The following is a 24,117-nucleotide window of genomic DNA, read 5'->3' as shown; positions in this document are numbered from 1 at the left end:
CGGCATTCGTGGTTGCCATTTGAAGGGGGCAAAGTTATCATCGACTCATACTCGGGAAAGTAGGTGAATCCATGCAATTCTTCCATTTCTTCACTGTGTCTCCTGTCGAGGCGGAAAGTCACGAGCTTCCCCGGGTCCTCTATCAGGACTACATGATCGCCGCCCGATCCATTGACGCCGCTTGGAAGCATCTCTCGGACATCGCTGGCAGTGCGGAAATCGCCGAGGTGTGGGGCGCTCAGCGCAAGACCTACGAAGAAGCCTGCATCATCACCGGCCCTCGGACCGAAATGGCCAAAGAGGAGTTCTATGAGCAGCACCTCCACTGGGTCGGCATGCAGGCCGGCGAGGGCGGGCCCTACACGAAGTTTCACGCTGGGCCTGTGAGCCTGGAGCAATGGCGGGAAGCTCGTCTAGCCCAGTTCATGGTCACGCACTACCCCAGCCGCTTCCCCGATCTGGTGGCGAGCGCGCCCCCTCCCGCGCAGCCGCGTGGGGGGCAGGTGATCGCGCTGTTTGGAGGTGCCGGCAACCCACAGCGCGAAACCGACTCAGAGGCCGCGCCGGAGCCGGAGCAGAGCGACGTTCACTGAAGCTCCCTGCTGCGCGATCCTGGCCTGCCACAGACGGCGGCATCCACGCTGCTCTCGACTCACCCCCCTCAACGCACCCCTGAAGGCGATTCCATGTCTCTCGTAACCACGCTCGGCGTCTTTCTCCCCGCCTTGGAGTCCATCCGCAGCCCCCTGATCCGAAAAGCCATTTTTGAAACGAAAAGCAGGAGGGGCGGTGACAACGAGGACGCCGAGGTAGTGCTGGATCTTGTCCAGTTCGAGGATGAAGAGCTTCGGGAACTGCGCGAATACTGCGAAGCGGCGGGCGTCAAGAAAGCGGTGCGGGTGGTGGACGCGATCCTCAAGGCCGGTGTCGGCAATGTTGACGCGAAGGTGCCCAGCTTCGGCGCGTTTATGCCGATGCTGGTTGCATTCCTGCGGCGTGGCCGCATTGATGGCTGGGTTTTCGTCGAGGGACCCGATGGCTGCTCGTATCCGGAGCTGGTGCTGAGTGCGTCGTACTCCGACAACACGGGCCGCCACGAGAAGCGCGAGCCTCAAGTGGTTCTCAACACTGTTGCCTTCGGTGTAGAAGGGGATAGACGCTCTCGGGTTCTGGCCGGGGCGCAGCATCGTACCCACACGTTCCGGCCTGAGGATGCGATTCACAAGTCGGTGCCGGAGATTCTGGCCAACGCAGGGCTGCACATCGAGACCAAGGCCCTGCGGGATGCATATCAATCCACGATGGATCGGTTCGACGCCTTGGTTCGGAATCAGTTTGCAGAGCAGTTCAGGGTGAATGGCCGGTGTTTCTCGATCGAGGGGCGTGCATGGGAGCGGGGCGAGGAGCTGGTAGGGCGCCGCGTGATCCACGATCAACCGGCCAAGGAGTTCGCTGCTGGTGCGCACCTGCTTGAATGCCCGCTTTTCAACGACGACGAATTCCGGGGCGTAGTGCCGATCCACCCGCTGGTGAAGGTCTTTGACCTCAAGTCCCACGAGACGATGTGGGTGCACTCGGACTTCATGAAGCCCTACGAGTACAACCCCGGGCTCAAGGACAAGCTCATCCTGCCGCAGGAGATGCATGACCTGCTGCGGATTTTGACTACCGATCTGGGCGTGTTCGTTGATGACTTCATCGAGGGTAAGAGTGCGGGCAATATCGTGCTCATCAAGGGGCCGCCCGGGGTGGGCAAAACGCTCACCGCCGAGGTTTATTCGGAGGTCATCAGGCGCCCCCTGTACGCTGTCCATACCGGTACCCTGGGAACGTCGCCCCAAGCGATACATGACGGTCTGAAGGAGACCCTGGCCCGAATCAAGCGCTGGAATTGTGTCGGCCTGATCGATGAGGCCGATGTGTATTTGCGCACGCGTGCCGACAACATCGACCAGAACGCCATCGTTGCGGAGTTTCTGCGCACGACTGAGTACGCGGTCGGACTACTTTTTATGACCACCAATCGGGACGACATCGACGATGCGTTCCTGTCGCGCGCCGCAGCGGTCATTCAATACGAGCCGCCGTCTCCTGAACTTGCAGGGCGGGTTTGGAAGGCCCTGGGCGAGAACTTCGGTAAGCCACTGGACGAGGGACTGATCGCCCAACTGGTGGCTGCTTTCCCCAGCCTGCCCCCGCGCGACGCCAAGATGTTGTTGCGCCTGGCATTGCGGGTGTCCTTGTCTGAGGGCGGGGAGCTGTCGCTTGACGTGTTCCGTCGCTGCGCGAACTTCCGGGCGATCAAGGTGGAAGCCGCCGGCAATGATCCGCAGGCCAGGGAGCGCGCCAATGGCTGATCGTGAACCAGCGGTGGGAGTGGACGCGCAGGAGCTTCAGGACATGCGCCAGCTGTGCCGGGGCGAGGAGGAGTGGCGTGTAGAGCATCCGGTGACCGGATCCTATTGCTTCACCGGAAGCAAGGGCGAATGCGACAGCTGGCTCGTAGACCACCGGAGCCGGAACCCAAGGAGCCCCTACTGCGCGTACGTGGTTAAGCAGAGGTTCGTTCAAAGCCAGGCGCAGCTGGCGCTGGAGCGGTGCATCGACGAAATCGAGCGCTTGCACGCGATGCCCTTCGTCGCTGCCGCGCTTGCCTCGCCCCCTTCCGCCCTTGGGCAAGCCAACCTCAATCCCTATCCCCCTCAAGGCGTAGGTCGGGCCCCTCGATCCTGATGCCGATCTCCCAAGGCGCGACCGACCTGCCTTTAGCCCATCTACCGGACTTTCGGCGACCAGCGCCAGCTGCTCCAGGTGGGACAATCCCAACAAAAGAAAGCGGGGCCAAAAGCCCCATTAAGGGCTGGCACGATGGACCGAGAACGTACTTTGAACCTTATGCCTCCATGGGGGCCACCCACCCCTGCAGGGCTGTTGCCCGTGGCGGGCCCCTCAGGGAACGCCCCGTGAAAACCTCTTTCGTGCAGTTCGCAGCCTGCCTGTCCGGCGATGCGCACTCGTTTCACTTTTTCTTCGCGGATGACCTGCTGCTGGGCCGCCGCATCGAGCCGAGGGCGATGCTCCAGCTGCGCGCGTTCTACATGGTCGTGGCCTTCGTTGGGTGGTTCGTGGGGATCGCAGTGATGTTCGCCCTCCCAGAGTGGACGTTCTTGACGCTGGTGATGCTGCTGGCCAGTTCGCTTTTCGGAGTGGGCTTTGTGCGCCTGCTGGTCCATTGCTACCCCCGCAGGATGCACGTCAAGCGCACCGACCTGCAGACGTTCTTTGTTCAGGATCTGCTATTCCATGCTCCCCAATTGCGGGGCTTCTACGAGGCGAACTCGATCCTCCTGAGCCGTAGCGAGTTCGAACTGGCGCTGCTGCACGACTACGCCGAATTCGATCACCGTTGGTGACCCCCAAAAGACCTATGAACGCTCCCAACATGTCCGAGCCCGTAAACCTGCCTTTTCCGCTGCTTGCTGCACGATTCCTGGCCACCCTGTGTGGCAGCAGGTCCGGGTTCCTTTTCTACTTCGGGCACGCGATACCCGGGGGGCAAAGGATCGACCCTCGTCAGGTACTCCAGCTTCGCAAGAATTTCATCATGTGCCACCTGTTGGTCATCACCTCGGGATTGATGGCAACCCTGCTGGGCACTCAGCTGTGGATGAACGTGGTGGGGCTTTGTGTCCAGTTCGTCGGGTTCTACTGGATGAAGCGGTTCTTCGCGAATGGCGTGAGCCCCGCCAGCTTGCAAAAGCATCCCACGGTGGGCGAGCTGCGGGACGGGTTTGACCGCCTCGAAGCCGAGTTCCCGAGGATCGCGCCCTTCCTGAGGGCGAACAAGATGCGTACTGCGTTCACCGCCTTCGAGTTTGACCTAGTCGCCATTTGGGCTGAGCATGAGCGGCGCCTGCGGGACGCGGGGGTGCGGCTATGAGCCCCGAGGCCCTGGAAGACGCTGCGCGCGCCCTCTACGATGCATTCGCCATCGTCAAGCCCGAATGGTCGCAGCTGGGAGAAGCCACCAAGAGCGTCTGGCGTGAAGAGGCTTTGGCGAGGGCGCCTGTTGCACAGGTGCCCCCCAGCACGCCCCAGCTTCCCGGAGCCACGAGCGCCCCCCAGGCGGCGCTTTTTTAGGTCGTGCGCTCAACGACCCGTTCGCCGATCCAGTCCAGCACCGAGACACACCATGCCCGCCACGACGAAACTACCTGCCCACGCAGTCCCTGGCATGCCCCGGGGGTACCGCCTCATTGGGACCGAGAAGACTGATGGCCTGATCCGTTACGAGGCTGAATACACGGTACTGCCAACGAAGTGCAAGTGCGGAGGCGCGGTGAAGCTGTTTGGCACGCGCAAGCGGATCGTTGGTGACATTCCACGCAAGGACGCCAAGGTAGAGATCCTACTGAACGTGAAACGCTTCAAGTGCCAGCGCTCCGGCCAGACTTTCTCGCAGGAGCTTCCGGAGATTCACACCGACCATGGGATTACGCGACGTTTTTTCCTTCACGTGGGCCAGGGTTGCTTCAAGCGGACGTTTCAGGAAATGGCGATGGAATCCGGGCTGGAGGACACGACAGTCCGGCTGATCTTTCACCGCTACCTGAAAGACGTTGAGGCTTGGGTACGGATCCCCGACCCTTTGGCGCTGGCGCTGTTCTCGGTGAAGGTCTTTCGGAGGCCCGCTACGGCCCTGATCGACGCACACGCTCTGGCAATCGTGGACCTTGTCGAAGACACAACCCAAAACGCGCGGACGAGGACCACGGACGCCGGGTTGGCTCCCCGACTGGAGCGGGCAGGCGCTGCGCAGACTGTGGGCATCGGCTTCGACGCGCGGCACCGTGAGTTGGTGCGTGCGCTCTTGCCTAAAGCCGTGGTCTACGTGGACCAGTTCTTCGTGATGGCCATGGCAGACGACGCGCTGGAGCAGGTGCGCAGGGCGACGCGCAAGGATCTGTCGATCTACCTCAAGCGCAAGTTGGCGCACGATGCAGAAACCTTTGCCAAGGAGCGGGAGCATCTCCACGAGCAAGAGGTCGAGCTGTTGGAATACATCTTTGGGACGTACCCAGGCCTCAGCGATGCCTACGAGGCGCGTGAAGCCTTCCGTGAGGCCTATCGGGGCAAGAAGGCGGCCGAGGAAGCGTTCGGCTTGATGACGGCCGCCCTGGCGGGCTTGAGTGGCAAGACGAAGCCGTTCTTCAAGTCCCTGCAGGTGGCCTTGAAGACTTTCGGGCCCGAGGTGCGAGCATTCTTTGAAGTAGAGGCCCAGGACTTCACCCTGGCCCGGGTTCCAGAGCTTAAAAAGCTCGAAGAGTGGATCGCCGCCGTTCCCGAGCGAGGCCATGTCTTTGAGGCCGCGCGAGCAAGCCTGCTGTTGCCCGCAGGGATGCCCGCTCGATCCTTCCTATCCCGTGGCGCCTCGCTGGCGCGGCTTCGGTCGAACTCCTACAAGGCCCCGGAGGTGTGAGCCATGGAACCGACGATGCCTGATCCCGATGTGGCGAATACGCTGCCAAGCTCGCCGGCAGTGGAGGGTCTCCAGGACTACGCCGCGCGATCGGCCGCGTACGACCGGTGCGCAGCCTACCTGGATGGACTCAAAAGTCCGGACCCCCAGGAAGCGCGCGCGAACGCCTGGGTGGCCGAGAGGCTTCGTACTGACGCCTGGTCCTGGCGTGAGATGTCTCGGAAACCAGTGCCGGCATCGGGGGCCTGCGCTCCCAGCTCAGTAGGGGCAACGACGCCGCCGAGGGCCGGAAAGCCGCTGACCGACCGCGTGGTGGAGACGCTGCAGGCGTTTCTGGCAGGCTCCAAGGTGGAGGCGCAGGAGTTCTTTTCCTGGCCGATGTGGCGGCATCCTTCAGGGCCCAACAGCCCAGCCCGTTGGTCCATCGGGCGTCCGACTCGCTCCATGCTGGAAGGGCTCGACGAGCGTGGACTATTGGCAGTGGCCAAGCGTGGCAGCACGTGGATGGTTGACATCAATGATGCCGGCGCGCAGGCTCTGGCCGCCCATGAGGAGCGGCGCAAGGCCAGGAAGCCTTCTCCGTTCAGCAGAATCACTGTGTCCTTCGTCAGCGATAGCTCTGGCGGCAAGCGCTCCAGTCTAACGGCTACATCTGCGAGGACCGACGACGAGGCGATCAAGAAGGTGAAAGCGGAGCTTGCCCGCCGCGTGACCAATGACGTCTATCGCGATTTTCGTGTTGAGGGAAAGAGCAGGCTATGAACGACAGCGTACTCAGCGACCTTTTGCGCAACCAGCGCAATCCGATCGAGCGCCTGGTGAGCTTGGAGGAACAGAGCAAGACGCACAACGGCTGGTTTGCGTCGTTGCCACAGCGGACGGCCCACTTCCTCGCCACTGGCAAACGCATCGTACGCCTCGAATGCAGACACTATGTCCTGACGCGGTCGCTGTTCCGTGCCGCGTGCCCGCGCTGCGGGGAAATGATCAGGGCAGGGTACGACTATGACGCCTTCCGCAGGCTTGGCGCGCAGGACGAGTTCCGCTGGGCCGAGGATCCTCTTTGGGAGTTGAACGAGGGGCACCGCGCATGACGACGGAGCAGTTCATGGAGGTTGCGCACCAGCGCCCGCCCGAGCTTGAAGCCCATCTGAAGGCAGTGGCAGAGCGTGAAGAAGGAATGCAGCTGCGAATCGAGGCCAAACTACTGCACCTTCGGTCGCGCTCCCGTGAGGATGAAGCTCGCCTCCTGAAGCAAGCGACCAAGGCCACCAAAGCAGCCCAGAAGGTGTTCTGGCTGCGTAAGGCGGCTGACGCCATGTCCGCGCCCGTCTATGAGCTCTCGGCGTGCACAGCTGGGTGCTCCCATTGCTGCAACCTCACAGTGCCCATCAGCCGCATCGAGGCTGAAGTCATTGCTCGGGAGACTGGCACTCAGATCAACAAGAAGGCCGGAATCAAGGTGATGGACGACCAGGTCGATCTGCAATCGATCGCGCGCGACATGAGCGAGATCTACTACGGCATGCCTTGCTCATTCTTGAGCAAAGGCAGATGCACCATCTACGAATCCCGACCGCTGGCGTGTCGTCTGCTCCTGAACCTGGATGACGACGATCTGCTGTGCAAAATCACTCCCGGCGAAGAGGTCAAAGTACCGCGTATGAACGCTTCGGAGCACGAGTTGTGGGGTGCGCTGGCGTTGGGTTTGAACCAACAGTACGATGACATTCGGGAGTGGTTCCCGATGGGGCTGGCAAGTTCGGTCTGAGCACGGCCGCTGGGACCCACGCGGGTCCGTTTTTGACTGGGAGATGGGATGGAGGGAGTCGTTTTTGGCGCGGTAGTCCTTTTGGCGATGTGGCTTCTTGGTCGTTCGATGGACAAGAAACTTCGCTCTAGGGAGGGTGTGAGTGGGGCACAAAGCGTGGGGCGTGACCCCGAGGCAGTTGCTCGGATACTGGTGGCCAACCTGAATCGAATCAAGATTGACATGAAGGCGATGTCGCGCTTGCCCGCTCGCGCAAGTGCCCAGTACGTCGAGGAGTCGTATTTGGCGCTTGCTTGCGCCCAGTTGCTGGCTATCGATCGGACCGTTAAGCGCCTCGATATTCGGGGTCCACTGATAGGGCACTACAAGAAGCTGTTCCCTCCGAAGATGGCGGAACGATTTGAAGCCTATAAGCTCGCCTACACCCAGAAGATGGACATCACTCCTGCGTTTGCGGCCAGTCTGGGTCTGGTCGGTCACGAGGTGTTGGCGGTCAATCTTTCCGCCCTGCAATCTCATTTCAAGGACACACTTCTGTCTGCGACCAAAGAACTGCACGGGCTGGGATTTGCCGCTTAGCGGCGGGGATCGCCTTGTCCATCGAACTGTTTCTCGTCTACGTAGCTTCCGGGGGCTTCGTAGTCTTCGCCGCATTCATGCTTGGCCAGGTGGTCAGGGCGATGTTTGGTTTTCGCTCGCCAGGCACGGCGCGAGAGCCAGAGCCAGAGCCAGAGCCAGAGGATGGCTCTGCCATCCCTTCTGGGGCAGAGTATGCTCCACCGCCATCGTTCGCACCTGCAGCCCCCCCGATTTCCGCGTCCGTGGGCTTCGAGGACACTGCGCCCACGGTGGTCGAGCCGCAGGCAGAGCCATTCACGGAACCCGTTTTTGAGCACGTTGCAGCGCCTGAAGGCGAGGAGTTGCTGCGTGTTTCCAGTACGGTCGATGAGCTGGGCCCGGCGAGGCCTCCGGCACGTGAACTGGCAGCTCTCCCGTACGTTGCCCCACCAGTCGCTAGGACAACCTCTGCGGTAGTTCGCAGATCGCGTCCCCTCGTTTTTGAGCCTGACCACTATCGTCGGCACGCCGGCATGCCGGGGTACCTCTACATGGCCCGAAACCCGTTTCACCTGGACGGCCTGTTCAAACTGGGGTACACGACCCGGAGCCCGCAGGAGAGGATCGACAGCCTCAACCTGGAGCATCGGGAGGTGCCGGACGTCGGCGAGTTTCACTTGGTGCACTCCGTTCAGGTGCCCGCTGCATATGACGCGGAGAGGGCTCTGTTCGACTTGCTCGCTCCAAACCGGCCCGTGCAAAAGCGCGAGTTCTTCCTGCTCAGAGAGCCGCTACTCAAGCGCGCGCTGGATGCCACGCAAGCATTCACCAATGGCGACGCGGAGGCGCTCGATGATTTCGTGCTCCACAGGGATCAAGGGGCAGCATTCGCATCGCCTGCTTTGGTAGAGCACGCTGCGATTCCTCCATTGCGATCACCTGGGGGAGGGTGGATCTACGTGACGCGGTGTCAGTGGCACCGAAAGGACCTCTTCCGGATCAGCTACACCCGCACGGATCCGCGCCTTGCTCTGTCAGCACTTGACGCCAGGCAAAAGCGGTTCACATCCCGAATCGGCTTTCACACGCTCGTCCACTGCGTTTGCGTTGACGACCTTGGGGCGGTCTGGGGGACGGCGGCTGCTTCACTGGACCGCTGGCGCGTTTTGGGTAGCAAAGTCTTTTTCGAGGCGCCCCTTGGAGATCTGTCCGAGGCGATCAACCGGTCAATCCCCGCTGCGGTGGAATTGGCGGTGCCATTGAAGCATGGCCGGAACTTCGGGGATGTGACCGTCGAGCTTGTCCTCGGCAAAGCCTCTGGTTCGTGGGCGGCATGGGCCAGGCCGTGCCCTAGCTGCGGCTCGGTTCTGAGATTCACTGGTACTGTCGGTGCCCAAGGCCTGGTGGAGTGTCCCGGGTGCGGTTGCGAACTTGAATGCACTGTGGGAGCAAGCAAAGCGGTAGTGAGCGCGCAGAAGTGAGGCTGGCGCCCAAGCAAGGTCCGCATTCCAGCGATGATGACCAGTCAGTCCGCCACCATGAACACCTGCGGCAGGCAACCTCCCTCATCGGCCGGAATCGGCCTTTCAATCTCAGAGAAAACGTCGAAAGTGGTCCTGCAGGGGCACTTCGTACCTGTCGCTCCGAGTCACGTAACCGACAAAGAATCCAAACGTTTTGTCTTCCCCGATATCGCTCGGTGATATGACTTTCGGTGACAGTGCGATTGAGCCCGCGTCGCTGATGCAGTCTGCGTCTATGAACGCTGCTACCACCAGTTGAGAACAAAAGTAGGATCTCTGATCGGGCGGCGGCGGGGTATAGGTGCCATCGAAGAATTTTGGCACCTTCTCCATCAAGTCAGCGCTGTGTTTCTCTTTGCGGTCTGGCACGCGGCCCATGCCTTGGGTGTTGAAAGGCTTGCCGCTTTGCGATCTGGCGAAGTGCTCAAGCCGCTGTACCCTCTCCGCACCCCAGAGGCCCGGGGAGCGAAGCACCGCCAAGTGTTCATAGTCCTCTAGCAATTTCTCCATCGTAACGATGGCGACTCCGGAGGTAGTCGCCTCCAAAACCCGCTGTTCGGCTAATGCTATCGCTACGTGGGAGTAGCCGAGCGGCTGCGCTTGGTCTTCCCCAGAAGTAATTTCGGCATAGCCTAGAAGAACGTCACCAGCACAAACGTCTGCTTGTTTGATGAGGGTTGCGCGATAGCCAGGGAGCGGATAGTCCATGTCGTCAGCATAGCGGGCAAGCGGCCAGCGCCCAGGTGGCGCCACGACTTTTCTTCGCGGTGAGGCTCATCACGACAGCTGATGGGCGAAGCAAGGCGTCGAGGTCACGCCGCCGAACCGTTGAAAAACGACCTCTTAGGTCCGTTTTCGGCGGCGTATTTCGGCAGCGGGTTTCTAGAATTCCTGGGCCAGAGACGATTTCGGCAGGCCCACCGTAGGGCCACGCGTCTCGCTCGTACATCCAGGTGGCATCCATGTCCAACTTCCGCACCCTTCTAGCCGTAGCCTGCCTTGTGGCGGCAGGCGCGGCACTTCCCGTTGCTGCCTATTCCCAAACGGCAGAAGGCTCCCAGGTTTGGCTGGTGAGGTCTTCATCGACCCTCAAGAATGCAGCCGCGAATGTGCCACCCGGGATCACGCTCGACTCTGCGACATTGCCGAACTCGCGCGTGTCGGGCGTGTACATGTACGACCTGAAGCCCTTGACGCACGTGGTCGGCGGAAAAAAGGATGTCTCGGCAGTGGTGTACACGTTCGTCGGCGGACTTCTTCCGAATGGAGTGAGCGTGAGCAGTGATGGGGTGATCAGCGGGACAGTTGCGCGACCGGCCCGATATGCGGAATTCTCCATCCAGGCAACGTACATGAATGTCACCACCCAGCAGACATACAAGATCCTTCCGCAGTAGGGCACAAGCCGATCGCATGAAACGGGCCTCAGTCGAGGCCCTTTCTGTTTCTGCTGGCCTACCGACCCATCAGGCCTCGCCAAAGACGCTTGATAGTTCCCAGGGCCGTCAAGGTGTAACGCGCGCTACGCGGCCATCGCCTGGCCAGTTTGCTCGGCCGCAAGGGCTTGAATGGTGCGAGCAACCGCGCCCTGGCCTTGGCGGCGTTGCTGCGGGCGCGGGCGGCGGGAGCGCCGTTGGCGTTCTCAATGAACGCGCGGCCTTTGGGTGTGAGGCGGATCTCCCAGTGCTTGGAGCTGGTACCAAGGCCATCGCGTGTCCCATCGACGATGAGTCCCCTACGTTCCAGGTCTGGGACCGCCATCATGGCGTCAAAGCGAGCGTCGCTCCCCCAAAACGCCATTTCCCACGCGTATCCAATCACCTCTGATCTGTTCGGACCGCGCCAGTAAACCGTGGAGCCTTGGCTCCATGCGCCTTTGTGGAGCGAACGCAGCACCTTGAAGTGGAGGTTGGTGAGGCGGGGTCGCGAGGGTCGGGGTATCGGTTGCGCGGCCATGCTGCAGGCAGTTTGTCAGCGCTAGGCGGCCCGTGCCAGGCGCGGCGCGCCCCAACGCAACCAGGCGCTCACCAGCACGAGCGTCGTGCCTGCGCTGCCGGCGAGGTTCAGCAGGTCTGCGTGGCCAAGAATCATTTGAACAAGTGCGGCCGTTGCAAGCGCACCAAAGCCAAAGCAGGTTTTGTTCATGTGGAGTATTTCGTCGTTTTCCATCTACCGCCAGAAACTTAGAGCGGCCTGTAGAACATTGTAGGTACCCGCAATTGGCCGGCCGGAGGCGAAGTTGTTTGCAGGTGTTGCAAATCGAGATGCATTGCGCAATTTGGCACAGCGGCCGGTCTAAGTTCTGAAACGTGTCAACAGCCCTCCGCGCTGCGGCGAGCATGCCAAAATGACCTCCTCGCCATTCCACTGGTGGCTTAGCTGAAAGAACCCCGCCATGGCACTGCAGAGCCGCAAAGCAATCCAGGTAGCTCACGAGGCAGCAGTCTTGGCCGCGACCGTCGCTGAGCACAATCGTCGCCACGGTCTAAAGCTTGGTGTGGTCAGTCAACCTTCGACACCAGACGCGATTCTCTCGGATGGGACCTTCACCACTTGGCTGGAGATCACCGATGCGTTTCATTCGCCAGAATGGGCGCAAAGTCTGAGCAGCCACAACTCGATCAAAGGCCATGTGCCGATGAAAAGCGGCCTGTATAGCGATCCGGACGGGGCTTTAGCTTCCAGTGCCTGTGAGCGGTTGCTGCATAAAGCTACCAAGGCCTCGTACGGGGCCGTGATCTGCCAGTATGGGCCGGGGATTCTGGTGGTGAACCTGCAGAGCCCTTGGCTGAACGATGACAGTCTTGTGGTGCTCCATGAGGAGTGGTGCAAACGCGGAAGTCCGAGCGTTGCAGGCACCTTTGCCCACGTCTACATACGTTGCGGCAGCGAGTCTGGTGCGCCAGTGCTTCCATGGCCTGGGACTTAGCAGACCAGGGCCAAAACAAGGGAGCCCCGAGGCTCCCCTTTGATCGGCGCATGTCGCCTCAAATCGCGAACTTTGAGCGATCGGCCTCGGCTCGGATCCAGGTGGGAGGCTTGCCCCGGCCCGTCCAGGTCTGGCCTGTTTCAGGGTGCCGATACTTCGGCGCAACGGTCTTGCCCTTGGCGCTGCTCACCTTGCGACCGGTGGGGAAGACCTGTTCCTGGGTGAGTTCGAACGCGGCCACCAACTCGCGCGCCTTGGCGATCGCGCCCGAGGTTTCTTCCTTGCGGAGCAGTGCGATCTGGGAATCGAGCGCCTCGCGCTGCGCGACGAGGTCCTTGAGGCTTTGAGATTGGGTCATTCGGTTTCCTTTCGACGGTTGTTGAGTGGGCAGGCGCGGCGTAAAGGCCTACGCAAGTGCTTTGGTGGCGGCGGGGGGCACTAGCCTGAGAACGTCGGGCCAGCGACTCACCTCGGGCTGGGTGAAGCCGATCATGCGCAACCCCAGCATGGCCGTCACGATGTTTGGGACCGCTAGCGCCTTCACCTCATGGTCCGGCGCGCCGCACGAGGGAGGGAGTGCATATTCCCAGCCCTCAAATGCTGGCCACGGCACCAAGCGTTGTGACCCGTTGCTGTGCTGCACCCGAATCCATGCTTGGCCTTCAGGGGAACGTACCACGGCGACAGAGTTGTTGGTGGAGTGCTGCCATGGCCAGGGATGCGTCGGAGTTGGTGCACGGGGTGGGGGTGCCGGGAGCCGGAAGGGCATTCGCTGAGCGCGACGCTCGCTGGCCTGCTTGAGCCTTGCGTTCGCCTCGGCCATCGCCTGGTCATGCTCAGCCTTGAACGCCGCCAGAAGCGCCGCTGTGTTGTGCACTAACGCCAGGCGTTCAGCCTCGGTGAGCATCCGGCCGTTTCCGCCGCCCGCCGAGTACGCCGGCATACCCAGCGCCAGCGCGCCGCCGTAGTGCTTTGCGAAGCAGGTCGAGCCCATCACGAGCAGTTGGCCCGCGTCTTCGACGATGTGGATTGCCGCGTAGACCCCGTGGCCACAGCCTGGGCTCTGGCAGGCCACGCGATGCTCCGGCGACACAGCCACGATGGCCAGCAGGCGCGCCTTCCGTAGGGAAGCGAGGGCGGAGGCGCTCTGCGGGGTGGAGGTCATGTGATGGGCGATGCACGCCAAATAAAGAAACTGCCCGGTGGCGCGCGGCGCCCCGGACTATTATTGAACTCAGTTGCCAATGATTTTTGCGGATTCTAATGGTGAATTCGCGGTGCGCGCAATCAGTCGCTAAAACCCGCGTTATTCAACGCTTATCCAGCCCTTCTCAGACTTGATCATCTTGAAGGAGGTTTTCACCGTGATGGTGTCCCCCTTCTTTACGTCCTTGCCTACGATTCCCTTGTTCTCGGCTTCCCCGATGATGCTCCCCAGGTATTTTTGGTTCAATTCGACCTGGCAGTGGTTCGCCCAAAATTCGTTCGGGCGGGCGAGTTCTTTCTTGTAGTCGGCCATAGCAGCGGCATACTCCGCAGCGGAGTCGGGGCTCTCCAGGTTGTACCTCGTCTGGTCAACGGGCTCTGGAGGGTTGGTGTGCCAGAGGTCTTCCTTGGCAAAATCGCTTGTGAACTGCAGCTTGTAGGCCACATCCATGCCGTAGTAATCCTTTTGCTCTGCCCCGTTCGTTTTCTGAAAATCGACGGCTTTCACTATGCCGCATGGCGCCCAGAACTCTTCAAGGCCCTGGGCCACATCCTTCGCTTCGGGCACTGATTGAACCGTGCATCCCACAGCCAATACCAAAAGAGTCACCGTGCCAGCCCGTTTAAGAATTCCCACTCTGCAGCTCCATTTAAAAAATTGATTGAAGCCCACCCGGCAAGTAATCCGAGCAAGCATTCGCGGCAAGTGTAACGTGCTGTTTCTGACCAATACGAGGAATATTTGGCACATCCATCCCATTTCGGAGGCCAAAAAAAGCCCCTGGATCTTGCGAAACAGGGGCTGGGGGGTGGTTGTCCAGCGGCCAGTTGGCCGGTGGGTCAGTGAAGGGTTCCTTGACGGAGCACCGCAGGGGGCTCGATGTCGGACCATTCCAGTGGCGGCAGCGCGCGCACGACCTGTGCGACTGCCGGGTTGAGTGCGGCTGTCATGTTGAGGGTCGCCTCGACCATCATGGTGAGATCCATCATGGCGAAGCGGTCGGCCTCAGGCATGGTAGCCAGCAGTGAGCGGGCCTTGATCAATTGGGCGCTGACTTCGCACAAAGCCTGGCGGTTGAAGTCCAGTCCATGATTGCCAGCGTATTCCATGATCCATTCGCGTTTGGTGAGCGAGTGGGCCGCATAGTAGTCCGACGCGTAGACCCGTCGAACCCAGTCGGCGACATCCTTGATTCGGATGGTGCTCGGTGCAGGCTTGTCGCTTGCTTGGGTCATCATTGTGTTTTTCCTAGGCTTCCTCGGCCGCGAGTTGTTCGAGTTCGGCACGCGTGATGCCTTCCTTGGCCAGCCGCTCGTTGCACAGGGCAACGGTTTCGGCTGAGCGCTCCCGCACGTCCTTGGGAAAGTCGATGTCGTCGCGGCGGCCTTCGGCCTCCACGAGCATTTGCAAAAGCATCGAGAACGTCAGAAATGCCATTGTTCTATCTCCGGGTTGGGACAGGTGAGCCCGCGAAAGGGCCAACCCGTCCGGGTTATCAAATGGGTTTTTGTCCGAGCAGAACTCGGGTCGTGGGAATCGAGGTGGTTTGAAGACTCAGGCCGTAGTGCGAGAGGTACGCAGCTGCGGTCCCCAGCATTTCTGCGTGTAGCGGTGAGCTGACCTCGACACCGTGGTGGTCCGAGATCAACTTCACCACCCTTGCGTACTGGGCATGGAAGTCTTTTGTCGCCAGGACGAAGCTGGAGGGCTTGAACTTCGCCCCTGCTGCGTTCCTCACCGCGTTGGCCGTGATGACCGCCCCGCGCTTGCCGGAAGCCTTGGAGAGGCTCACTCCCCGCAGGCGCCCATGTGCGTTGAAGAGCAACTTTCGCAGGGCGTCTTCCGGATCGATAGGCTCAGGCGCTGGCAACACCTTCGCAACGATCTCTGGGTGCGCTTGCAGCGCAGCGTTCAGGGCGTCGTCTTCGGTGTCGTAGCCTTCGGCTGCGCTGGAAGAAAAACCCCAAACGTCGGTGCCGTCCAACTGTGAGACAGTGATGTCAGCCTGCGCCAGAGCTTGTTTCCAGACTGCAGCTTCTTCGCCTTGGAAGCCTCCATTGGCGATGGGCAGTGCCCGCCGCGCCTTTGCCTTGAAGCTCTTGAGCCGCAGGATCACGGAATCGACATCCGACACCAGATCGAGTTCGCTGCCGGTTGCCAGTTTGGCGATCCAGGCATCCACCAGATGGTGTGTCGGCTTGAGGATGTGGAACTTGGCGAAGTCTGTGTGGTCCGTCAGTTCCTTTTTGAGTGCCCTGAGTGCTGAGCGCGCTGGGGTAGGGGGCTTTTGGGTAGTCATGTCGTTCTCCGGAGGAAGAACGGGCAATGCGCCCCTGTGGGCATCAAATGCCCGTTGTGGGGTGAAAGAAATGGGAATGCTGCTTTGCACGGTAGGCACGGCCAGCTGCCGTATCAATCCTCTGCACAAAGGCGGAGGGAGGAATGCTTTCCCAAGCACGCGGCGAGCGTGCGTTTGGGGAAGCTCCCTGCGACGCCCGAAGGCGCGCAAGAAAGCGTCGTTATGTGCTGGGGCGGTCAGTGGGCCTTGAGGCTTCCAGCCGCGCCAATCATCGTGTTCACCGTGACGGCGTGAAGGTGGGCCCAGACCCCGTGACGATGTCAAGGGCCATTGGGTCCGTGCCGCCCAGCGTGTGGGGCCCGATGCGTCTGAGAGTGCCGGCCTTGAGGTCCAGCGAGAACCCCAAACCAGCAGACTGGCAGGCAGGGGGCTCTGCCGACTCGCTCCTGGCCAGCGGGTCGCTGGCGCACCCGGTGGGGAGCAACCGGCCGTCGTTGGACAGACCGGCCGCAGCGGGGCTGATGGTCATGTGCTTGGAGAGCACGAGTTCGACGATGTCGCCCTCGGAGTCCGCGCAGATGAATGCGCCTCGGCGCCACTCGCCATTCGCTATGCCCTCCTGGGTAAGTGCGACGGCGAAGGGGTAGCCTTCGCTTGTCCAGCAAAAGCGCACCACCTGATTGCCGGCGTCCGCGTTGGCCTCTGCGGTTTCCCAGTGCTGGAGCAGCTTCTGGTTGACCGACACCGAGTCGGCCTGGCGCAGTAGGGCGAGAAACGCGGTGGTTGTGACCCAGAGGGCCGATTCCTGGTGCACCTGGCTGGCCGTGGTGCGCGCAGTGGTTTCGTCACCCTCGGGGGCTCGGACACAGGCCAGCTGGCTCTTCAGGAGGGCGTCACATGCCGCGATCTCCACGTCCGCCCAGGCGTCGCCGTGGGCGTCGCGGCAGGCCGAAGTTGGGCAGGCGAGCAGTTCCTTGTATGCCTCCACCGACGCGCGCAGGATTTCGAACTGGGCTGAGGTGATGGTGCGGGTGATCGGGGTGTTGTGTGATTGCATGGTGTTAGTCCTGTGAGGGACGAGCACCGGCCCCTTGGGCATCGGCTGCCCGTCTAGGGGTTGAGAAAAAAAGGTCAGGCTGCGAGTTTCAATGCCGAGAGATGTGCGTCTGGGATTTCCCAGTACACGCATTCCGGTGGCATCGAAATCACAAGCATCTGATCCTCGTCGTCGCACGGATACGGAAACTCGTAACCGCGCGAGGTCTTGCGGACGCCCAGCCGCTCGGCCAAGGTGGTGACCAGGGTGAGACGGCGCTCGGTGGCGTGGGGGCTTTGGAGTGGTACGTCGAGATCGACGACTACCGTTGCCCCTGGCGCCACAGTCGGCGCGTCGCGAAGTGCAATGCGCAGTGCTGTCAAGTGCTTGTCGTAGACCCCGGGCGCTTCAAGCTCCACGTTCCAGAGGACCTCAACGGCAAGCTCGACAACGCGGCTGCGCCAGCCTGCGATACGCCAGACGCCCTCGCCGTGACGTTCGAGCATCAGGTCGGAAGGCAGCTTCGCGTAGCGAGGTACGGCGGCCGCAGCGGTCGCGGCCGACACAGCTTCGGGCGCATAGCCAAGGCCGGGGCGCTGTTGCGTGGAGGGCTTGGAAGGCATTCCGCGCCAGGCCGGGAGAAGCTCACCCCCGAACAACTGCTGGAAGAGCTGAGGCTCTTTGTGCAGCGACAGAGGGAAGGGCTTGCCGACCCGTAGAGCCTGCGCGACATCGTGGCGGCCCCAGCGCTCCAGATCCGCTGTGACGAACCCGAGCATCCCTTTCGGTACGTGGGCAGTCAATTCGGCGGATACCTGCAAGTCGATGGTGTGATCTGGCATCTCCATTGGAGACTTCATCTCGTGCAGCCATGCGGCGATGTACTCGGTGGGCGCGATGGGGCCGTCTGCACCCCAAAGCATTCCGGGTTCGCAGTTGGCGGCTCGGCCAAAAATGGTTTTCAGGACTCTTGGGAGGTCTCCGAATCCGACGCAGTTCCAGCGGCGGGTGTGCGGATGCACGTTCTCTTCATACGACTCTTCGTAGAGAGCGTAGTAGGTGGTGCCCTCGCTGGTTGCGAAAGCGGCTACAAGCTTGGCGGTTGAAACGGTCGATCCCATGATGGGCTCCTGTGGAAACCCGGGGACACGTCTCCCCATCGGGGAAGGTGAATCCCCGGTGGGTTGGTGGTCGCCAAGCCGATGGCCTGACGTGAAATGCTGGTTTCGCCCGAAAGCGCGGTCAGCTACCGCTTCGTCCTAGGGCGCTAAGCCTGAGGATTGAAATCGCTTTCCGAAGCTCCTCCCGGGGGAGAGGCTTGGGGAAGCCGCCGCAGGCCCCGTCGGGGCCTGCAGAGGTTCATTGGCGGTGCTTCAAAGCGTGGTCAACCGCTTCGGGCGTGTCCGCGATGGGCATGGTGAGCAGCTCGCCCGGTTCGATGGTGGAGTCGTAAAACGCCCAGCCATTGCACCAGTCGGCCACATACCATTTCGTGGCGTCACCTGGAACGTTGCGGTCCAGTTTGACTGCGCCGTCGTTGGTGATGAACACCATTCCAGGCTCAAGGTAGCGCCGATGGTGGTACCAGTAGTCCTCTTCCACCAGGGTGGGGACGGTGAGTTGCATGTGAGTCTCCTTGTGAGACAGGCACCCGCCCCATTGGGCGCCAGTGCCCGATGAGGGTGGTGATGGACGCCCCGGCTCAGGCCGCGATGGGAGCGCTGGCGCCTGCCGTTGTTGGGAGTTCCCAGACCAGACATTCGGCCGGCAACGCTGTGAGGCACGCGAGGCCAGCCGGATCCTTGGGAATTGACAGCTCGATGCCGCGCTTTGTTTCCCGTACCGTGACGCGATCGAGCAGGGCCGCGATGCCCTGGATGCGCTTTACGTTCTGGTGGTCGTAGTCCATTGATTCGCGGGTGTCGATCACCACGTTCGTTCCATCGGGGACGGTCGGGGCCTCTCGCAGCGCTTTGCGCAGCGCTGCGAGCCGCGCGAACGTCGATCCCGGGTACCTGATTTCATCCATCCAACGGCCACGAATGAAATTCCCGATGACGCGGCTCTCGCTTCCGACATAGCGCCATGGGTCGGCTCCAATGTGGATCAGTAAGCCTCTGTCGTCTAGCCGAGCGTACCGGCAAAGCGAAAACTCGGTCCTCTCGGAGGGCGTCGGGGCCCAGCCGAGATCGGCGCGCGGTGCCGCCTCTTGAGGCCACAACAGCGCTTGGGACAGTGGCAGCACAGCCCCATGCAGCAGCTGGAAAGCGACTGGATCTGCGTGAAGTCGCAGTTCGCAAGGCTCCCCGGTGAGAAGCCGATGAGCGAGATCTGCGTAGCCGCGTGTATCCAAGTCGTTGAAGACGTCGAGCTGCCGCTCGCGCGACACGGACGGTCCGTACGATGGGACGAACTTGACGCGCACATCCACGTCGGACTGCTCATGCGGACAGGCCAGCTGTTCGAGCCACTCTTGGATGTAGGCGCTCGGGCTGGTCTTCCCCGTTGGCCGTCGCATGGACCCGATTTCGCAGAGCGATCCGTGAAAGAAGATCTGCTCCATGACCTGGTGCAGCGGGCCGAAGCCGATGCAGGACCACTGGTTCGGGTGATCGCTGTTGGTATAGCGAGCCTCTTCAAACAGGGCGTAGTAGATGCAGGAATCGCTGCCACGGAAGGCCGTGACGCGTTTCGTGTACGAGATGGTTGCCATGAGGGTTTCCTTGTGAGACCCGGAGGCACGCTGTCCCCAAGCGGGGAACGGTGCTCCCCGGTGGGTTGAAGGTGTCCGTTCTATCGACCGGACGTGAAATGCTGGGTTGCCATGCGGCCCGGTCAGCTGCCGGTTCGGTTCGCGAGCCGTAGGCCCGAGAGAGAAATCGCTTTCCAAAGCCCCCTTGATCGGGTGGAGGCTTGGGGAAGCCTTCCAGGGCCCATAGGGGCGCCTGAAAGGGATTCTTGATGTGTCAGGGACCCGGAGGGCTCTGGCGCTATTGTGAGGCCTATGCGGGCTCGATTTTAGGTGCGGGGGGCACCAGCTTTACTCCAAGCATCTGCGCGGCAGCAAAGATGTCCCCGGTTCGCATGAGTCGGGGCTCCAATGAAGCGAGAGCCGCCTCAAGTTGCTCTAGTAGGGCTTTGTTGGTCGCGTGCTTCTCGTAGATTTCGAACGAGAGCCAGTAGCGCACGTTCGGCCCATCGATGAAGCCCTGCTTGACCAGCTGCGCCAACGGTAGCTGCAGGTTTCCGAGGTAGAGGTAGATACGCCCCACCTTGGTGATCAGTGCTTTTGTCGCTGGGCCACTGCGCCACTGCGGGACGGCCACCAGGTGGCCGCCGACCTTTGGTGATGGGAATGTCGCCATCGTGATTTCTCCATGTGATGCTGAGCACCCGAGCCCCGATGGGCCTGAGCGCCCAGCGGCTTGGTTGCGTCAGACGGCCTGGCCCGTGAGGCAGCGTCTTCGGTGTTGCCACAGCGACACCATGGCGCTGATGCAGCTTGCGCCGGAGACCAGCAGCTCAGGTTCAGCAGGAGTCTTGGAGCCGGGTGGGGGCGCGAGGTCGCTGCACCAGCCTTTCTCATCCTCCTGAAAGCCGCCCATCACCCCAAAGTCCACCTTGGTGCGAGGACAGCGCCGCGTCAGAAACCCTGGCGCTTGCGCTGCGGGGTAGCTGGGAGCCAGTTCAAGAGCGAACTCGCCGTCATCTTGGATGATGTGGCGGGGTGGCCTTTGACCGGTGCTCATGTTGCGGACACCTCGCCTTTGATTGCGAGGGCCATGGTTTGCGGCAGGACCTGAGGGTGCAGTTGGAGGGCGGCGCTGATGGCGTCGTCCAGGCACTCCCATTGGGATGCATCGCAGCCCGTGTAGCCGAAGTAGCCCCCAGGCGTTTCCGAGACTTCCACGCCGGCCTGGCGCAGCAGCTTGATTGCGTCTGTGCGTTGCAGGCCTGCAAATCCACCGCAGCTGGTGGGCAACGCTGGCCGGATCTGTGCACGAAGGTGCTCCAGGCCGCCAATCATCTGTTCCAGGTCCGCCAGGATGTCGCCAGTGCCGTGTGTGGCAGTAGCTTTGGTCCAGGACTCGAAAAGGGCGCGCAGTGCAGCGTGCGGCTTGTGGCCCGCGCTCACAGCGCTCAGTTCGTCAGAGGAAGGGGTTTTATTCGTTTGCATGTCGTTCACTGTAGAAAGGCGACGGGCACCACCCCGAGGGGCAGGGTGCCCGTCAGGGGGTTGAAAGAGATGAGATCAGCGTCTACCAGTCGCACCCTACGGATGCCACCAGGTGTGTCGTGTCGGGTTGATCGTCGTCGCTGATGGGTTGCGCGGTGGGAAGCTCGACCGTGATGTTGAAGTCGTCGAGAACGGCGATACCTTGGCGGTCATGGAACTCGTCCAGCACCGCTTGGGCAATGGACGATTTCTCCTGCTCGGTGAGGCTTCTGAAGGTGATGGGCCGGGTCACGTTCACCCAGAACGGGTAGTCACCCGCCACTGCGAGGTCATCCTCGTCGCTGGCGGTGCCTACGACTCGAACCATCACCTGGAAGCCGGTCTCCGGGTGGAGATGCGCCCAGCTTGGCAAGTCGCTCGCCTCAAGGCCAAGTGGCTTGAGGTCAGGAAGGCCTGCCCCAGTCACCAACTCCAGAAACTCAGCGGTTGCGTTGTTCTGGTGCGCCAGGTGATGGATCTCGGTGAGGGTGGCGAATGCGGCTGTTATTCGCTCCATCCGATCGCCCAGCTCCAGGGAGAGGATGTGGCCAGTTCCGCGCGCGCGTTGGACGCCCGTCAGCGCATTCGCATGCTCCACGAGTTGTGAGACATGGAACGCGATCCGGGTGCGCACCTGGTGAGGAATCAACTGAGTCATGCGGGTTGCTCCGCAGGGAACTCACGCCGCATGACGGCATTGGCGACTTCTTTGATGCCAGGCTCGTCCAGGACGGTATGAAACTCCGCGTCTTGGTGGTCGGTGACTTCCACTGTCGGGAGCAGCTCGTCTTGGTACAGGGACATGCCGCGCTGGCGGCAGTGCTGTTGGACTTCGCACACGAGGTCCTCTGCGTGAGCGTCGGACTCGGCAGTGATCACGAAGAATGCCGGAATCAGGAAGGTGCGGCTGTGTGCCGTTTGGTTTGCCATGGTGTCTCTCCAAGTGGAAAAGGATGGGCACCGATCCCCGCAGGGCTCGTGTGCCCTCCCGGGTTTGAGGTTCAGTGAGTTGCGGTCGCGGTGGATGCAGCGGCCCATGCCGGAAGCTCGCCCGCGAGCTCCATGTTCAGAAGGTCGCAGGGACTGAGGTGAATCGCGTTCACGTCGATCACCGACTCTTGCAGGTCGCGCAGCTCGGCATGGTTGAGGTCTTCGAACTTGAAGCCCTTCCATGCCTGTGCTGCCATCAGCTTGCCGTTGGGAAGGTCCAGCACAACGCGACAGCGCGTCGGCTGCGAGCCCACTCCGAAGAGATGGAGCCAGTCGCCGATCGCGAATTCGCGCGGGCTCGTGAGGACTGGAGAGTTTGTTTTCATGGTGCTTTCCTTGTGGTTGGGCCAGGCACCAGCCCCCCGGGCGGTGGAACCCGGCCGGGGTTGAAAAGTTTTCCCGCTGAGGGTCAGCGGTTGGGCAATTGCCCTTCAGGAACGTTGTCGGTGCTCTCGAAGTAAAAAGCGCCGCTGTCGTTGCTGTTGTGCCCAGACAGATAGCCTTCGTTGATGAGGCGCGTCGCTTCTGCGCGAGCGTCTTCCAATGCGGCTTCGTTGTCTGCGTCGATCACGAGGGTGTACATGCGTTGTGGCATAGGAGCTTCAGGGTTCGCGGCGTGCACCAGCCCCCGGGGCAATGGATGCCCGCCAGGGGTTGATGAATGGGTCCCGTTTTCAGGCGAAGAAGTACCTGGCGTTCCCGGCCAGCGCGGCGACAGCGAATGCAGCCAGGGCGATTTCGAACGCCGTACCTTCGCCTTCGCAGGCGGTTTTGACGGAATGGATCAAAGTGCTCATTAGGATTTCCAGGGAAATCGAGACGAGCGCTCCCCTCGGGAAGCGACGCCCCGAGGGTTGAGTGTTGCGAGGCATCGGCCGCGCGTTCATGCTGGATCGCTCAGGAGAGCACGGTCAGCTGCCGCTTCGGTCCACAAGCGATAGGCTGGTGGTGAAAGGCTTTGCGAAGGCCGTTGCGCTCGTGCGCATGCAGCCTTTGAAAAGCCCCCGCAAGCCCCGGGGGGCATGCAGGAGGGGAGGGAACTCAGGAAGGTCCGCACGAAGAGTCGCCAAAGGCGCCTATCGGCATGGTCCAGTTGTCCGTGAAGATGGGGAGGGTCCACTCGGTGCTACGTGCGACTTCCAACCAGAATGGATCGAGGTCAGGCGGGTCACCTTCGTTGGCCAATTGTTCCACCGACTTCTTGCGATGGATCGTCACGCCGAAGCTCTGCTCGTACGTTGAGATCTTGTTGAACTGCCTCGGGGAGATGACTCGTACAGCGGCCCATTCGTTCCGACCGAGGAATACACATCCAAGGCACGACGCCCGGCTGAACCTGAGCCGATAGCTCACATGTGGCTCCACCCTATAACGACGAATGATCTCCCAGACCTGAGGCTTGAGAAATCCATGCACCGGTCTCCAGTGGTCAACGTAGCGTTTGACGTACTTCCCATTGCGGTTGTCGGCGCGATGGGGCTCAAACGTCTTGTACTTCGAGCGCGCTTTGGACTCCTCCGCACGCTCGCCCGTTATGAGCAATGTCTTGCCACGAAGGAACTGGGGATCGTTGTTGATCCAGCTGTCGCATACCCCGATTTTCAAGGCACCGCTGCACCACCTAACAGATAAATTTGAGGACTGCTGAGGGAATTTCCTGCGCGTTCCAAGTGGGCCAGATCCACCGATCAACTTGCGCCCTGATCCAAAGGGAATCGAAACAGGTGCGGTGGAAGCATCTACGCGGTTCATCTCGCGTTCGAAACCGCCCACGCGGTATGAAACGCTGAATTCCATGTTGAAGGCCCGTGCGAAGGCGCGGCAGTAGCTCTCCGTAACAGGCCAGTCCATGAAGCAGTCACCATCTCCGTCCACCAGGTGGTGGTGTAGGTGAATTCTCGATGCCGGTACGCCGCAATCGAGCAGGTGCAGCACGCACGCAGTGGAGTCTGCCCCTCCGGAGAAGGCCACGATGATGCGGTCATAGTCGTCGAGGTTTGGCACCGCGACGATGGTTTCCGGCGGGGCTTCTACCTCCCACAGCATTTGCTGGGACGCGGTCTGGATCGCCGCCCGATTCAGATGAGCCAAAGGCATCTCTTCCATAGT

Annotated in this window: 34 protein-coding genes; 13 read left to right on the top strand and 21 right to left on the bottom strand. The window is 61.4% G+C overall.

The window, feature by feature from the left end:
• The first annotated feature begins 71 nt into the window (after window positions 1-71).
• The 11 genes from KW835_RS13230 (at window position 72) to KW835_RS13180 (ending at window position 9,289) form a co-directional block, all read left to right on the top strand.
• On the top strand, window positions 72-593 hold the full coding sequence (locus KW835_RS13230; RefSeq protein ID WP_218383068.1) for a hypothetical protein: 522 nt from the start codon (window positions 72-74) through the stop codon (window positions 591-593).
• Between the two features lie 93 nt (window positions 594-686).
• On the top strand, window positions 687-2,357 hold the full coding sequence (locus tag KW835_RS13225) for an ATP-binding protein (RefSeq protein ID WP_218383066.1): 1,671 nt from the start codon (window positions 687-689) through the stop codon (window positions 2,355-2,357).
• Window positions 2,350-2,733 (top strand): hypothetical protein, encoded by a 384-nt coding sequence (locus tag KW835_RS13220; protein WP_218383064.1) that lies wholly within the window; start codon window positions 2,350-2,352, stop codon window positions 2,731-2,733. The genes KW835_RS13225 and KW835_RS13220 overlap by 8 nt, the downstream gene beginning before the upstream one ends.
• Before the next feature lie 230 nt (window positions 2,734-2,963).
• On the top strand, window positions 2,964-3,413 hold the full coding sequence (locus KW835_RS13215) for a hypothetical protein (RefSeq protein ID WP_218383062.1): 450 nt from the start codon (window positions 2,964-2,966) through the stop codon (window positions 3,411-3,413).
• A 14-nt stretch (window positions 3,414-3,427) separates the two neighbouring features.
• Complete coding sequence (locus tag KW835_RS13210) at window positions 3,428-3,940, top strand: hypothetical protein (RefSeq protein WP_218383060.1); 513 nt, start codon at window positions 3,428-3,430, stop codon at window positions 3,938-3,940.
• A 252-nt stretch (window positions 3,941-4,192) separates the two neighbouring features.
• On the top strand, window positions 4,193-5,479 hold the full coding sequence (locus KW835_RS13205) for a transposase (protein WP_218383058.1): 1,287 nt from the start codon (window positions 4,193-4,195) through the stop codon (window positions 5,477-5,479).
• Window positions 5,480-5,482: 3 nt separating this feature from the next.
• Window positions 5,483-6,241, top strand: a complete 759-nt coding sequence (locus KW835_RS13200; RefSeq protein ID WP_218383052.1) for a hypothetical protein — start codon at window positions 5,483-5,485, stop codon at window positions 6,239-6,241.
• Window positions 6,238-6,573: a hypothetical protein gene (locus tag KW835_RS13195; protein ID WP_218383050.1), complete on the top strand. Its 336-nt coding sequence runs from the start codon at window positions 6,238-6,240 to the stop codon at window positions 6,571-6,573. Before KW835_RS13200 ends, KW835_RS13195 begins: the two co-directional genes overlap by 4 nt.
• Window positions 6,570-7,250: a YkgJ family cysteine cluster protein gene (locus tag KW835_RS13190; RefSeq protein WP_218383048.1), complete on the top strand. Its 681-nt coding sequence runs from the start codon at window positions 6,570-6,572 to the stop codon at window positions 7,248-7,250. The genes KW835_RS13195 and KW835_RS13190 overlap by 4 nt, the downstream gene beginning before the upstream one ends.
• A gap of 108 nt (window positions 7,251-7,358) precedes the next feature.
• Window positions 7,359-7,829 carry a hypothetical protein gene (locus KW835_RS13185; RefSeq protein WP_218383046.1) on the top strand — a complete coding sequence of 157 codons (471 nt, stop codon included), beginning with the start codon at window positions 7,359-7,361 and terminating at the stop codon, window positions 7,827-7,829.
• Between the two features lie 512 nt (window positions 7,830-8,341).
• The gene (locus tag KW835_RS13180; RefSeq protein ID WP_218383044.1) at window positions 8,342-9,289 is read left to right on the top strand and encodes a GIY-YIG nuclease family protein; all 948 of its coding nucleotides are present in this window, start codon (window positions 8,342-8,344) and stop codon (window positions 9,287-9,289) included.
• 111 nt (window positions 9,290-9,400) lie between these two features.
• On the opposite strand, the gene KW835_RS13175 is transcribed toward KW835_RS13180, so the two are convergent.
• Entirely contained in the window at window positions 9,401-10,039 is a 639-nt protein-coding gene (locus tag KW835_RS13175) for a YiiX/YebB-like N1pC/P60 family cysteine hydrolase (protein WP_218383043.1), read from the bottom strand.
• A 254-nt stretch (window positions 10,040-10,293) separates the two neighbouring features.
• On the opposite strand from KW835_RS13175, the gene KW835_RS13170 reads away from it, so the two are divergent.
• Window positions 10,294-10,728, top strand: a complete 435-nt coding sequence (locus tag KW835_RS13170; RefSeq protein ID WP_218383041.1) for a putative Ig domain-containing protein — start codon at window positions 10,294-10,296, stop codon at window positions 10,726-10,728.
• Between the two features lie 580 nt (window positions 10,729-11,308).
• Here KW835_RS13170 and KW835_RS13165 read toward each other — a convergent pair.
• Window positions 11,309-11,500: a hypothetical protein gene (locus KW835_RS13165; RefSeq protein WP_218383040.1), complete on the bottom strand. Its 192-nt coding sequence runs from the start codon at window positions 11,498-11,500 to the stop codon at window positions 11,309-11,311.
• Window positions 11,501-11,726: 226 nt separating this feature from the next.
• On the opposite strand from KW835_RS13165, the gene KW835_RS13160 reads away from it, so the two are divergent.
• Entirely contained in the window at window positions 11,727-12,260 is a 534-nt protein-coding gene (locus KW835_RS13160) for a hypothetical protein (RefSeq protein WP_218383039.1), read from the top strand.
• A 58-nt stretch (window positions 12,261-12,318) separates the two neighbouring features.
• On the opposite strand, the gene KW835_RS13155 is transcribed toward KW835_RS13160, so the two are convergent.
• From KW835_RS13155 to KW835_RS13070, 19 genes are all read right to left on the bottom strand, one after another.
• Window positions 12,319-12,618 carry an H-NS family nucleoid-associated regulatory protein gene (locus KW835_RS13155; protein WP_218383038.1) on the bottom strand — a complete coding sequence of 100 codons (300 nt, stop codon included), beginning with the start codon at window positions 12,616-12,618 and terminating at the stop codon, window positions 12,319-12,321.
• A gap of 48 nt (window positions 12,619-12,666) precedes the next feature.
• Entirely contained in the window at window positions 12,667-13,425 is a 759-nt protein-coding gene (locus KW835_RS13150) for a hypothetical protein (protein WP_218383037.1), read from the bottom strand.
• 141 nt (window positions 13,426-13,566) lie between these two features.
• Window positions 13,567-14,103, bottom strand: coding sequence for a hypothetical protein (locus tag KW835_RS13145; RefSeq protein WP_218383036.1), 537 nt, complete (start codon window positions 14,101-14,103; stop codon window positions 13,567-13,569).
• A 203-nt stretch (window positions 14,104-14,306) separates the two neighbouring features.
• The gene (locus KW835_RS13140; RefSeq protein ID WP_218383034.1) at window positions 14,307-14,705 is read right to left on the bottom strand and encodes a hypothetical protein; all 399 of its coding nucleotides are present in this window, start codon (window positions 14,703-14,705) and stop codon (window positions 14,307-14,309) included.
• A 10-nt stretch (window positions 14,706-14,715) separates the two neighbouring features.
• Complete coding sequence (locus KW835_RS13135; protein WP_218383033.1) at window positions 14,716-14,904, bottom strand: hypothetical protein; 189 nt, start codon at window positions 14,902-14,904, stop codon at window positions 14,716-14,718.
• A gap of 58 nt (window positions 14,905-14,962) precedes the next feature.
• Window positions 14,963-15,766 carry a hypothetical protein gene (locus KW835_RS13130; RefSeq protein WP_218383032.1) on the bottom strand — a complete coding sequence of 268 codons (804 nt, stop codon included), beginning with the start codon at window positions 15,764-15,766 and terminating at the stop codon, window positions 14,963-14,965.
• A 277-nt stretch (window positions 15,767-16,043) separates the two neighbouring features.
• A complete protein-coding gene (locus tag KW835_RS13125) occupies window positions 16,044-16,823 on the bottom strand; it encodes a hypothetical protein (RefSeq protein WP_218383030.1) in 780 nt (259 codons plus the stop codon).
• 74 nt (window positions 16,824-16,897) lie between these two features.
• A complete protein-coding gene (locus tag KW835_RS13120; RefSeq protein WP_218383028.1) occupies window positions 16,898-17,923 on the bottom strand; it encodes a hypothetical protein in 1,026 nt (341 codons plus the stop codon).
• 238 nt (window positions 17,924-18,161) lie between these two features.
• Window positions 18,162-18,428: a hypothetical protein gene (locus KW835_RS13115; protein ID WP_218383027.1), complete on the bottom strand. Its 267-nt coding sequence runs from the start codon at window positions 18,426-18,428 to the stop codon at window positions 18,162-18,164.
• A gap of 76 nt (window positions 18,429-18,504) precedes the next feature.
• Window positions 18,505-19,515 (bottom strand): hypothetical protein, encoded by a 1,011-nt coding sequence (locus tag KW835_RS13110; RefSeq protein WP_218383026.1) that lies wholly within the window; start codon window positions 19,513-19,515, stop codon window positions 18,505-18,507.
• 289 nt (window positions 19,516-19,804) lie between these two features.
• Window positions 19,805-20,167, bottom strand: coding sequence for a hypothetical protein (locus KW835_RS13105; RefSeq protein ID WP_218383025.1), 363 nt, complete (start codon window positions 20,165-20,167; stop codon window positions 19,805-19,807).
• A 69-nt stretch (window positions 20,168-20,236) separates the two neighbouring features.
• The gene (locus tag KW835_RS13100) at window positions 20,237-20,551 is read right to left on the bottom strand and encodes a hypothetical protein (RefSeq protein WP_218383024.1); all 315 of its coding nucleotides are present in this window, start codon (window positions 20,549-20,551) and stop codon (window positions 20,237-20,239) included.
• On the bottom strand, window positions 20,548-20,979 hold the full coding sequence (locus tag KW835_RS13095) for a hypothetical protein (protein WP_218383023.1): 432 nt from the start codon (window positions 20,977-20,979) through the stop codon (window positions 20,548-20,550). The genes KW835_RS13100 and KW835_RS13095 overlap by 4 nt, the downstream gene beginning before the upstream one ends.
• Window positions 20,980-21,061: 82 nt before the next feature.
• Window positions 21,062-21,676 (bottom strand): hypothetical protein, encoded by a 615-nt coding sequence (locus KW835_RS13090; protein WP_218383022.1) that lies wholly within the window; start codon window positions 21,674-21,676, stop codon window positions 21,062-21,064.
• On the bottom strand, window positions 21,673-21,948 hold the full coding sequence (locus KW835_RS13085) for a hypothetical protein (protein WP_218383021.1): 276 nt from the start codon (window positions 21,946-21,948) through the stop codon (window positions 21,673-21,675). The genes KW835_RS13090 and KW835_RS13085 overlap by 4 nt, the downstream gene beginning before the upstream one ends.
• 71 nt (window positions 21,949-22,019) lie before the next feature.
• Window positions 22,020-22,334, bottom strand: coding sequence for a hypothetical protein (locus KW835_RS13080; protein WP_218383020.1), 315 nt, complete (start codon window positions 22,332-22,334; stop codon window positions 22,020-22,022).
• Window positions 22,335-22,417: 83 nt separating this feature from the next.
• A complete protein-coding gene (locus tag KW835_RS13075) occupies window positions 22,418-22,603 on the bottom strand; it encodes a hypothetical protein (RefSeq protein ID WP_218383019.1) in 186 nt (61 codons plus the stop codon).
• A gap of 79 nt (window positions 22,604-22,682) precedes the next feature.
• On the bottom strand, window positions 22,683-22,805 hold the full coding sequence (locus tag KW835_RS26855) for a hypothetical protein (RefSeq protein WP_255593513.1): 123 nt from the start codon (window positions 22,803-22,805) through the stop codon (window positions 22,683-22,685).
• A 244-nt stretch (window positions 22,806-23,049) separates the two neighbouring features.
• Window positions 23,050-24,114, bottom strand: coding sequence for a phosphoadenosine phosphosulfate reductase (locus KW835_RS13070; protein ID WP_218383016.1), 1,065 nt, complete (start codon window positions 24,112-24,114; stop codon window positions 23,050-23,052).
• Window positions 24,115-24,117 lie beyond the last annotated feature (3 nt).

The sequence above is a fragment of the Acidovorax sp. sic0104 genome, assembly GCF_019219095.1.
In the GTDB taxonomy this organism is placed as follows: domain Bacteria; phylum Pseudomonadota; class Gammaproteobacteria; order Burkholderiales; family Burkholderiaceae_C; genus Acidovorax.
The sequence above is the reverse complement of the archived record's forward strand: the minus strand, read 5'-3'. Positions and strand labels throughout refer to the sequence as shown.

Excerpts from the sequence above, each read along its gene's own strand:
- KW835_RS13080 (WP_218383020.1), bottom strand. The coding sequence starts at position 22,334 with ATGAAAACAAACTCTCCAGTCCTCACGAGCCCGCGCGAATTCGCGATC.
- KW835_RS13085 (WP_218383021.1), bottom strand. The coding sequence starts at position 21,948 with ATGGCAAACCAAACGGCACACAGCCGCACCTTCCTGATTCCGGCATTC.
- KW835_RS13150 (WP_218383037.1), bottom strand. The coding sequence starts at position 13,425 with ATGACCTCCACCCCGCAGAGCGCCTCCGCCCTCGCTTCCCTACGGAAG.
- KW835_RS13160 (WP_218383039.1), top strand. The coding sequence starts at position 11,727 with ATGGCACTGCAGAGCCGCAAAGCAATCCAGGTAGCTCACGAGGCAGCA.
- KW835_RS13115 (WP_218383027.1), bottom strand. The coding sequence starts at position 18,428 with ATGCAACTCACCGTCCCCACCCTGGTGGAAGAGGACTACTGGTACCAC.
- KW835_RS13095 (WP_218383023.1), bottom strand. The coding sequence starts at position 20,979 with ATGCAAACGAATAAAACCCCTTCCTCTGACGAACTGAGCGCTGTGAGC.
- KW835_RS13175 (WP_218383043.1), bottom strand. The coding sequence starts at position 10,039 with ATGGACTATCCGCTCCCTGGCTATCGCGCAACCCTCATCAAACAAGCA.
- KW835_RS13185 (WP_218383046.1), top strand. The coding sequence starts at position 7,359 with ATGGACAAGAAACTTCGCTCTAGGGAGGGTGTGAGTGGGGCACAAAGC.
- KW835_RS13105 (WP_218383025.1), bottom strand. The coding sequence starts at position 20,167 with ATGGCGACATTCCCATCACCAAAGGTCGGCGGCCACCTGGTGGCCGTC.
- KW835_RS13220 (WP_218383064.1), top strand. The coding sequence starts at position 2,350 with ATGGCTGATCGTGAACCAGCGGTGGGAGTGGACGCGCAGGAGCTTCAG.
- KW835_RS13075 (WP_218383019.1), bottom strand. The coding sequence starts at position 22,603 with ATGCCACAACGCATGTACACCCTCGTGATCGACGCAGACAACGAAGCC.
- KW835_RS13210 (WP_218383060.1), top strand. The coding sequence starts at position 3,428 with ATGAACGCTCCCAACATGTCCGAGCCCGTAAACCTGCCTTTTCCGCTG.
- KW835_RS13200 (WP_218383052.1), top strand. The coding sequence starts at position 5,483 with ATGGAACCGACGATGCCTGATCCCGATGTGGCGAATACGCTGCCAAGC.
- KW835_RS13130 (WP_218383032.1), bottom strand. The coding sequence starts at position 15,766 with ATGACTACCCAAAAGCCCCCTACCCCAGCGCGCTCAGCACTCAGGGCA.
- KW835_RS13195 (WP_218383050.1), top strand. The coding sequence starts at position 6,238 with ATGAACGACAGCGTACTCAGCGACCTTTTGCGCAACCAGCGCAATCCG.
- KW835_RS13125 (WP_218383030.1), bottom strand. The coding sequence starts at position 16,823 with ATGCAATCACACAACACCCCGATCACCCGCACCATCACCTCAGCCCAG.
- KW835_RS13155 (WP_218383038.1), bottom strand. The coding sequence starts at position 12,618 with ATGACCCAATCTCAAAGCCTCAAGGACCTCGTCGCGCAGCGCGAGGCG.
- KW835_RS13070 (WP_218383016.1), bottom strand. The coding sequence starts at position 24,114 with ATGGAAGAGATGCCTTTGGCTCATCTGAATCGGGCGGCGATCCAGACC.
- KW835_RS13100 (WP_218383024.1), bottom strand. The coding sequence starts at position 20,551 with ATGAGCACCGGTCAAAGGCCACCCCGCCACATCATCCAAGATGACGGC.
- KW835_RS13140 (WP_218383034.1), bottom strand. The coding sequence starts at position 14,705 with ATGATGACCCAAGCAAGCGACAAGCCTGCACCGAGCACCATCCGAATC.
- KW835_RS13120 (WP_218383028.1), bottom strand. The coding sequence starts at position 17,923 with ATGGGATCGACCGTTTCAACCGCCAAGCTTGTAGCCGCTTTCGCAACC.
- KW835_RS13165 (WP_218383040.1), bottom strand. The coding sequence starts at position 11,500 with ATGGAAAACGACGAAATACTCCACATGAACAAAACCTGCTTTGGCTTT.
- KW835_RS13090 (WP_218383022.1), bottom strand. The coding sequence starts at position 21,676 with ATGACTCAGTTGATTCCTCACCAGGTGCGCACCCGGATCGCGTTCCAT.
- KW835_RS13135 (WP_218383033.1), bottom strand. The coding sequence starts at position 14,904 with ATGGCATTTCTGACGTTCTCGATGCTTTTGCAAATGCTCGTGGAGGCC.
- KW835_RS13205 (WP_218383058.1), top strand. The coding sequence starts at position 4,193 with ATGCCCGCCACGACGAAACTACCTGCCCACGCAGTCCCTGGCATGCCC.
- KW835_RS13180 (WP_218383044.1), top strand. The coding sequence starts at position 8,342 with ATGCCGGGGTACCTCTACATGGCCCGAAACCCGTTTCACCTGGACGGC.
- KW835_RS13190 (WP_218383048.1), top strand. The coding sequence starts at position 6,570 with ATGACGACGGAGCAGTTCATGGAGGTTGCGCACCAGCGCCCGCCCGAG.
- KW835_RS13110 (WP_218383026.1), bottom strand. The coding sequence starts at position 19,515 with ATGGCAACCATCTCGTACACGAAACGCGTCACGGCCTTCCGTGGCAGC.
- KW835_RS13230 (WP_218383068.1), top strand. The coding sequence starts at position 72 with ATGCAATTCTTCCATTTCTTCACTGTGTCTCCTGTCGAGGCGGAAAGT.
- KW835_RS26855 (WP_255593513.1), bottom strand. The coding sequence starts at position 22,805 with ATGAGCACTTTGATCCATTCCGTCAAAACCGCCTGCGAAGGCGAAGGT.
- KW835_RS13170 (WP_218383041.1), top strand. The coding sequence starts at position 10,294 with ATGTCCAACTTCCGCACCCTTCTAGCCGTAGCCTGCCTTGTGGCGGCA.
- KW835_RS13225 (WP_218383066.1), top strand. The coding sequence starts at position 687 with ATGTCTCTCGTAACCACGCTCGGCGTCTTTCTCCCCGCCTTGGAGTCC.